Annotated in this window: 6 protein-coding genes and 1 tRNA gene; 1 reads left to right on the plus strand and 6 read right to left on the minus strand. The window is 59.7% G+C overall.

Annotation, left to right across the window (positions count from 1 at the left end; genetic code table 11):
- Positions 1–33 precede the first annotated feature (33 nt).
- From rplI to rnr, 6 genes are all read right to left on the minus strand, one after another.
- Positions 34–480 carry a 50S ribosomal protein L9 gene (gene rplI / locus GIW79_RS21760; protein ID WP_003171376.1) on the minus strand — a complete coding sequence of 149 codons (447 nt, stop codon included), beginning with the start codon at positions 478–480 and terminating at the stop codon, positions 34–36.
- Between the two features lie 18 nt (positions 481–498).
- Positions 499–1,392 (minus strand): hypothetical protein, encoded by an 894-nt coding sequence (locus GIW79_RS21765; RefSeq protein ID WP_034125655.1) that lies wholly within the window; start codon positions 1,390–1,392, stop codon positions 499–501.
- A 36-nt stretch (positions 1,393–1,428) separates the two neighbouring features.
- Positions 1,429–1,659, minus strand: coding sequence for a 30S ribosomal protein S18 (gene rpsR / locus GIW79_RS21770; protein WP_002551829.1), 231 nt, complete (start codon positions 1,657–1,659; stop codon positions 1,429–1,431).
- Positions 1,660–1,687: 28 nt separating this feature from the next.
- On the minus strand, positions 1,688–2,110 hold the full coding sequence (gene rpsF / locus GIW79_RS21775; protein ID WP_003236224.1) for a 30S ribosomal protein S6: 423 nt from the start codon (positions 2,108–2,110) through the stop codon (positions 1,688–1,690).
- 324 nt (positions 2,111–2,434) lie between these two features.
- On the minus strand, positions 2,435–3,196 hold the full coding sequence (gene rlmB, locus GIW79_RS21780; RefSeq protein WP_003188074.1) for a 23S rRNA (guanosine(2251)-2'-O)-methyltransferase RlmB: 762 nt from the start codon (positions 3,194–3,196) through the stop codon (positions 2,435–2,437).
- Positions 3,193–5,820, minus strand: a complete 2,628-nt coding sequence (gene rnr / locus GIW79_RS21785; RefSeq protein WP_060764587.1) for a ribonuclease R — start codon at positions 5,818–5,820, stop codon at positions 3,193–3,195. The genes rlmB and rnr overlap by 4 nt, the downstream gene beginning before the upstream one ends.
- 225 nt (positions 5,821–6,045) lie before the next feature.
- Between rnr and GIW79_RS21790 the strand changes: the two genes are divergently transcribed.
- Positions 6,046–6,132, plus strand: a tRNA-Leu gene (locus tag GIW79_RS21790).
- The last annotated feature ends 33 nt before the right edge of the window (positions 6,133–6,165 follow it).

Consider the following 6,165-nt stretch of genomic DNA (forward strand, 5'->3'; position numbering starts at 1 on the left):
TGGCACGCGAGGTGCCAGTCAGTTAGGTGCGACTTAAGCTGCTACCACGACAACGCGTACGGTGGCTTCAACTTCGGCGTGCAGGTGCACGGCTACGTCGAATTCGCCTACGTTGCGGATGGTGCCGTTCGGCAGACGAACTTCGCTCTTCTGCACTTCAACGCCGGAGGCGGTCAGGGCATCAGCGATGTCGTGGGTACCGATCGAACCGAACAGCTTGCCTTCGTCACCAGCGGTGGCAGTGATAGTCACTTCCAGCTCAGCCAGTTGGGCAGCGCGAGTTTCGGCCGACGCTTTTTTGTCTGCTGCGGCTTTTTCCAGCTCAGCACGACGCTCTTCAAACGCAGCCAGGTTGGCAGCGGTTGCAGCGGTGGCTTTGCCGTATGGCAGCAGGTAGTTACGACCGTAGCCGGCCTTAACGTTCACTTTGTCGCCCAGGTTGCCCAGGTTGGCGACTTTTTCCAGAAGGATCAGTTGCATGTGAAAATCCTCTAACTTTTAACCTTCACCGTTCGCGTTATCGGCGTCTTTCGACGCCAGACGACCGCGAAAATCAATCAGGCTGTCAACAATGGCCAAGACCACGAGTAACGGATAGATCAGCTGCATGAACAGCAACAGCGTGACGTACAACCCCACCAGCCAAAACCTGGCCAGTCGCTTTTGCGCGGCAAGCCCATGAATCAGGGCCAGCCCGGCAAACACCAGCGGTACGCTGCAAATCGGCGCCAGCAAGGCCATCTGTGGGCCGAAGTTCGGCCCGACAACCATGCACGCCAGCAGCAACATCGCCGGCCCCGCTGGGATTCTGATACTGCGAAACTCGCGACCAAAACCACCCGGGTTGTACAACAACGCCTGCCAATAACGCCCAAGAATCAGGCTCAGCACGCTGACGACCTGCAACAAAGCCGCAATCAGGCCGGTCAGGACCGGGGCAATCAGTGACGCAAACCGCGCTCGCTCATCTACCGACAAATGCTGGTAGAGATCCCCGAGGGCCAACGGCAGGATCTTGACGATCTCCTGCGCCAGCGCCTCGATCTGCGGGCGGAAAGCCGCGCCAAGCATCACTGAGTACACCAACCCCAATGCCACGCTGACCAGCAGCGTGCGGACCCAGGACTCACTTGCGCGCAAAACCAACGCAAGGCTCGATGACCCCAGCAGTACCAGAAGTACCCGTGGATCACCCATTTGCAGCCACCAGATCAAGGCCGGCAACAAACCCAGGGCAAGAACGCCAAGGGCGTCCTTCAAACCGCGCCGCAGTAGCACAAGGCAACCTGCGGCAGCACCCAACCAATAAAGCAACGGCAATGCCGCACATCCAGCCACTACCAGAGTGGCCTGCACGCGACCGCGCATGATGAACTCAGCTAAGGCGCGCATGCATTCAATCCCTTACTACTTGTCGACTGCCCGGTCTCAGCGGCCGTGGCTGTCGGTGTAGGCCAGCAGGGCCAGGAAGCGGGCGCGCTTGATAGCGGTGGCCAGCTGACGCTGATAACGTGCTTTGGTACCGGTGATACGGCTTGGAACGATTTTGCCGGTCTCGGATACGTAGGCTTTCAGAGTGTTGAGATCTTTGTAATCGATCTCTTTCACGTCTTCAGCGGTGAAGCGGCAGAATTTACGACGACGGAAGAAACGTGCCATTTGATAGGCTCCTTAAAAGGTCCGTGGATTACTCGTCAGCGTTATCGCTGTTGTCGCTGTCATCACTATCAGCGCTATCAGCGCCTTCGTGCTCAGGACGGTCGCGACGCTCACGGCGCTCACTGCGGTTTTCTTCAGCCTTGAGCATCTCGGATTGGCCAGTAACGGCTTCTTCGCGACGGATGACCAGGTTACGGATCACAGCATCGTTGTAGCGGAAGTTGTCTTCCAGCTCGGCCAGGGCCTTGCCAGTGCACTCAACGTTCAGCATCACGTAGTGAGCCTTGTGAACATTGTTGATTGCGTAGGCCAGTTGACGACGGCCCCAATCTTCCAGACGGTGGATTTTGCCGCCGTCTTCTTCGATCAGCTTGGTGTAACGCTCAACCATGCCGCCGACTTGCTCGCTTTGATCCGGGTGGACCAAAAAGATGATTTCGTAATGACGCATGAATGCTCCTTACGGGTTGTAGCCTGCCGCTCAAAAACGGTCAGACAAGGAGTGAATGACACTTATGGATCTTGCCGCAGGGGAGGCACATCGGTGCCTGCCAGGAAGGCAAGGGGCGCAATTGTAGAGAAGGGGGAGAAGCGGCGCAAGGCAATTGGTGATTATTTGAACAACCCCAAGCACCACAAACACAAATGTAGGAGCGAGCTTGCTCGCGAAAAACTCACAGACACCGCGCTCATTCAGGAAGCCCGCGTTATCGTTGACGTTTTTCGCGAGCAAGCTCGCTCCTACATCAGGATTGGGGCAAGCCCCACATGGTGATTACTTCTTGGGCTTGGCCTTAGCCTTGGCACCACGCTGACGCTGGGCTTCAAATAGGCACACGCCCGTCGCCACCGACACATTGAGGCTGCTGACACTACCGGCCATCGGCAGGTGCACCAGATAATCGCAATGCTCACGGGTCAGGCGGCGCATGCCTTTGCCTTCGGCGCCCATGATCAGGATGGTAGGGCCGGTAAGGTCCTGGTCATAAATGCTGACCTCAGCCTCCCCCGCCGTGCCCACGACCCACAGGCCGCGCTGCTGGAGCTTCTCCAGGGTACGCGCCAGGTTGGTCACGGCCACCAGCGGAATCACTTCCGCCGCACCGCAGGCGACTTTACGCACCACCGGCGTCAGGGTCGCCGACTTGTCCTTGGGCACGATCACTGCCAGCGCACCGGCAGCATCCGCCGAACGCAGACAGGCGCCGAGGTTGTGCGGGTCGGTCACGCCGTCCAGCACCAAGAGCAACGGTGCACCTTCGGTACGGTCGAGCAGCTCGTCGAGCATCGCCTCGCCCCACACCTGGCTCGGACTGACGTCAGCCACCACACCTTGGTGAACGCCTTCGACCCACACGTCCATTTCACGACGCTCGGCCTGGCCGATGGCAACCTTATTCTGCGTGGCCAACTCGACCAGCGCCTGTACGCGCGGCTCGCTGCGACCTTCGGCCAACCACACCTGCTTGACGCGCTTGGGATGGTGACGCAGCAGTGCTTCTACGGCGTGCACGCCGTAGATTTTTTCCAGACTCATGACTTGGCCTTAGGTTTGCGCGACCCGCCGCTTTTTGCGGGAGCCGAACCCGCTTTTGGCGGGCCTTTACGGTGTTTACTTGGCTTGCTCGACGGCTTTTCCGCCCCGTGGGACTTTCCCCCAGACGCCGCTTTACCACCGCTTTTGGCTTCGTTGAGCAACTGCTGCTTCAACTCGCGGCTCTTGCGCAGCTCGGCGTTTTTCGCCGCCGCGTCGCTTGGGCGGTAGGCTTCAGGGGCCTTGTCCTTGGCGGAAGAACGACGACCAGCCTTGGCAGGTGCAGGCTCGGCCGTGGTTTTTGCGGTGGCCGCTTTGCCTTTGGACGCAGGCGCTGTGGTTTCACCACGCTTTTTACGACCCGCAGGCTCAGCCGGCTTGTCAGGCATGCCGAAGTCGATCTTGCGCTCGTCGAGGTCGACACGCATGACCTGCACTTCAACGGTATCGCCCAAGCGGAAGCTACGACCGGTGCGCTCGCCCGCCAGGCGGTGGTGCACAGGATCGAAGTGGTAGTAGTCACCCGGCAAGGCGGTGACGTGCACCAGGCCCTCGACGTAGATGTCGGTCAGCTCGACGAACAGGCCAAAGCCGGTCACGGCGGTGATGACACCCGGGAACGACTCGCCCACGCGATCCTTCATGAACTCGCACTTGAGCCAGTTCACCACGTCGCGGGTGGCTTCGTCGGCGCGGCGTTCGCTCATGGAGCACTGCTCGCCCAGTTGTTCCAGGGCCGCTTCGTCGTACGGGTAGATCCGTGCTTTCGGAATGGTCATGGCACCGGCGCGCTTGACGTGCGGGGTGTTCTGCTTGGAATGGATCACGCTGCGGATCGCCCGGTGCGTGAGCAAGTCCGGGTAACGCCGAATTGGCGAAGTGAAGTGGGTGTACGCCTCGTAATTCAGGCCGAAGTGGCCCTGGTTATCGGCGCTGTACACCGCCTGGCTCAGCGAGCGCAGCATCACGGTCTGGATCACGTGGTAATCCGGACGGTCCTTGATGCTGGCCAGCAGGGCCTGGTAATCCTTCGGCGTCGGGCCGTCCTTGCCTTTGTGCAGGGACAGGCCGAGTTCGCCGAGGAAGGCGCGAAGTTTTTCCAGGCGCTCCGGCGGCGGGCCGTCGTGCACACGGTACAACGCAGGAATTTCGTGCTTCTTGAGGAACTCGGCAGTGGCCACGTTGGCCGCCAGCATGCACTCCTCGATCAGCTTGTGCGCGTCGTTACGGGTGGTCGGGGTGATCGCCGCAATCTTGCGCTCGGAGCCGAAGACAATGCGGGTTTCCTGGGTTTCGAAATCGATCGCGCCGCGGGTATGACGGGCACCCAGCAACACCTTGTACAGCGAGTACAGCTGCTTGAGGTGCGGCACCACGCCAGCGTACTCGGTGCGCAGGGCCTTGGCTTCGCTGGTCTTCGGCGTTTCCAGGATGGTGCTGACCTTGTTGTAGGTCAGGCGTGCCTGGGAGTGGATCACCGCTTCGTAGAACTGGTAGTCGGTCATTTCGCCGGTTTTGGAGATGGTCATCTCGCACACCATGGCCAAACGGTCGACTTTCGGGTTCAGGGAGCACAGGCCGTTGGACAGCTGCTCGGGCAGCATCGGGATCACGCGCTCTGGGAAGTACACGGAGTTGCCGCGCACCTGGGCTTCGTTATCCAGGGCCGAACCGATCTTCACGTAGCTGGACACGTCGGCAATCGCGACGTACAACTTCCAGCCGCCGGAGAACAGGCGCAGCTTGCCAGGCTTGGCTTCGCAGTAGACCGCATCGTCGAAGTCGCGGGCATCTTCACCGTCAATCGTGACAAACGGCAGATGACGCAGGTCGATGCGTTTTTCTTTGTCTTTCTCTTCGACTTCCGGCTTGAGCTTGGCGGCTTCCTTGAGCACGGCCTCAGGCCAGACGTGAGGGATATCGTAGGTGCGCAAGGCAACGTCGATTTCCATGCCCGGCGCCATGTAGTTGCCGACCACTTCAACGATATCGCCCTGGGGCTGGAAGCGCGCCGTTGGCCAGTGGGTGATTTTCACCTCGACGAACTGGCCGACCTTGGCGGCGCCATTACGGCCCGGGGTGATCAGCACTTCCTGCTGGACCTTCGGGTTATCCGGCACAACGAAGCCGATGCCGCCTTCTTCGAAGTAACGGCCGACGATGGATTCGTGGGCGCGGGACACCACTTCGACGATCACGCCTTCACGCCGACCACGGCGGTCGAGGCCAGAAACCCGCGCCAGGGCACGGTCGCCATCGAACACCAGACGCATTTGCGCCGGGCTCATGAACAGGTCGTCGCTGCCATCGTCCGGGATCAGGAAGCCGAAGCCGTCACGGTGGCCGGCAATGCGACCCAGGATCAGGTCCAGCTTGTCGACCGGCGCGTAAGTGCCACGACGGGTGTAGATCAATTGAGCATCGCGCTCCATCGCACGCAGACGGCGGCGCAGGGCTTCGAGCTGGTCTTCGGTGGTCAGACCGAATTCTTCAACCAGTTGCTCACGGCTAGCAGGCGAACCACGATCGGCGAGGTGCGCCAGGATCAGTTCGCGGCTAGGAATAGGGTTTTCATATTTTTCCGCTTCACGAGCGGCCTCGGGATCGAGGGACTGCCAATCGGCCATTAGAGAGTTTTCACCTTGTCTATATGCGGGTTAGTTTGGCATACGCGTATTGAAACGGGAAATTTCAGGTATCAACAAGCGTTTAAAAGCCCTTTGCGGCCCCCGGAGCGCACCTTGCACGACCACTGGCGAAATTTTCCAGGCTTTTTTCATGGCAGGGGTTTACAGCTCAAATATCGCTCCGTATAGTGCGCGCCATCGACGACGGCAACGTTGTCAGATAATGCCCAGGTGGTGAAATTGGTAGACACGCCAGCTTCAGGTGCTGGTGATCGCAAGGTCGTGGAAGTTCGAGTCTTCTCCTGGGCACCAAATTCAGATCAAACCCGCGAAAGCGGGTTTTTT

This window comes from Pseudomonas sp. PA-7-1E (genome assembly GCF_021605325.1).
GTDB lineage: Bacteria > Pseudomonadota > Gammaproteobacteria > Pseudomonadales > Pseudomonadaceae > Aquipseudomonas > Aquipseudomonas fluorescens_BV.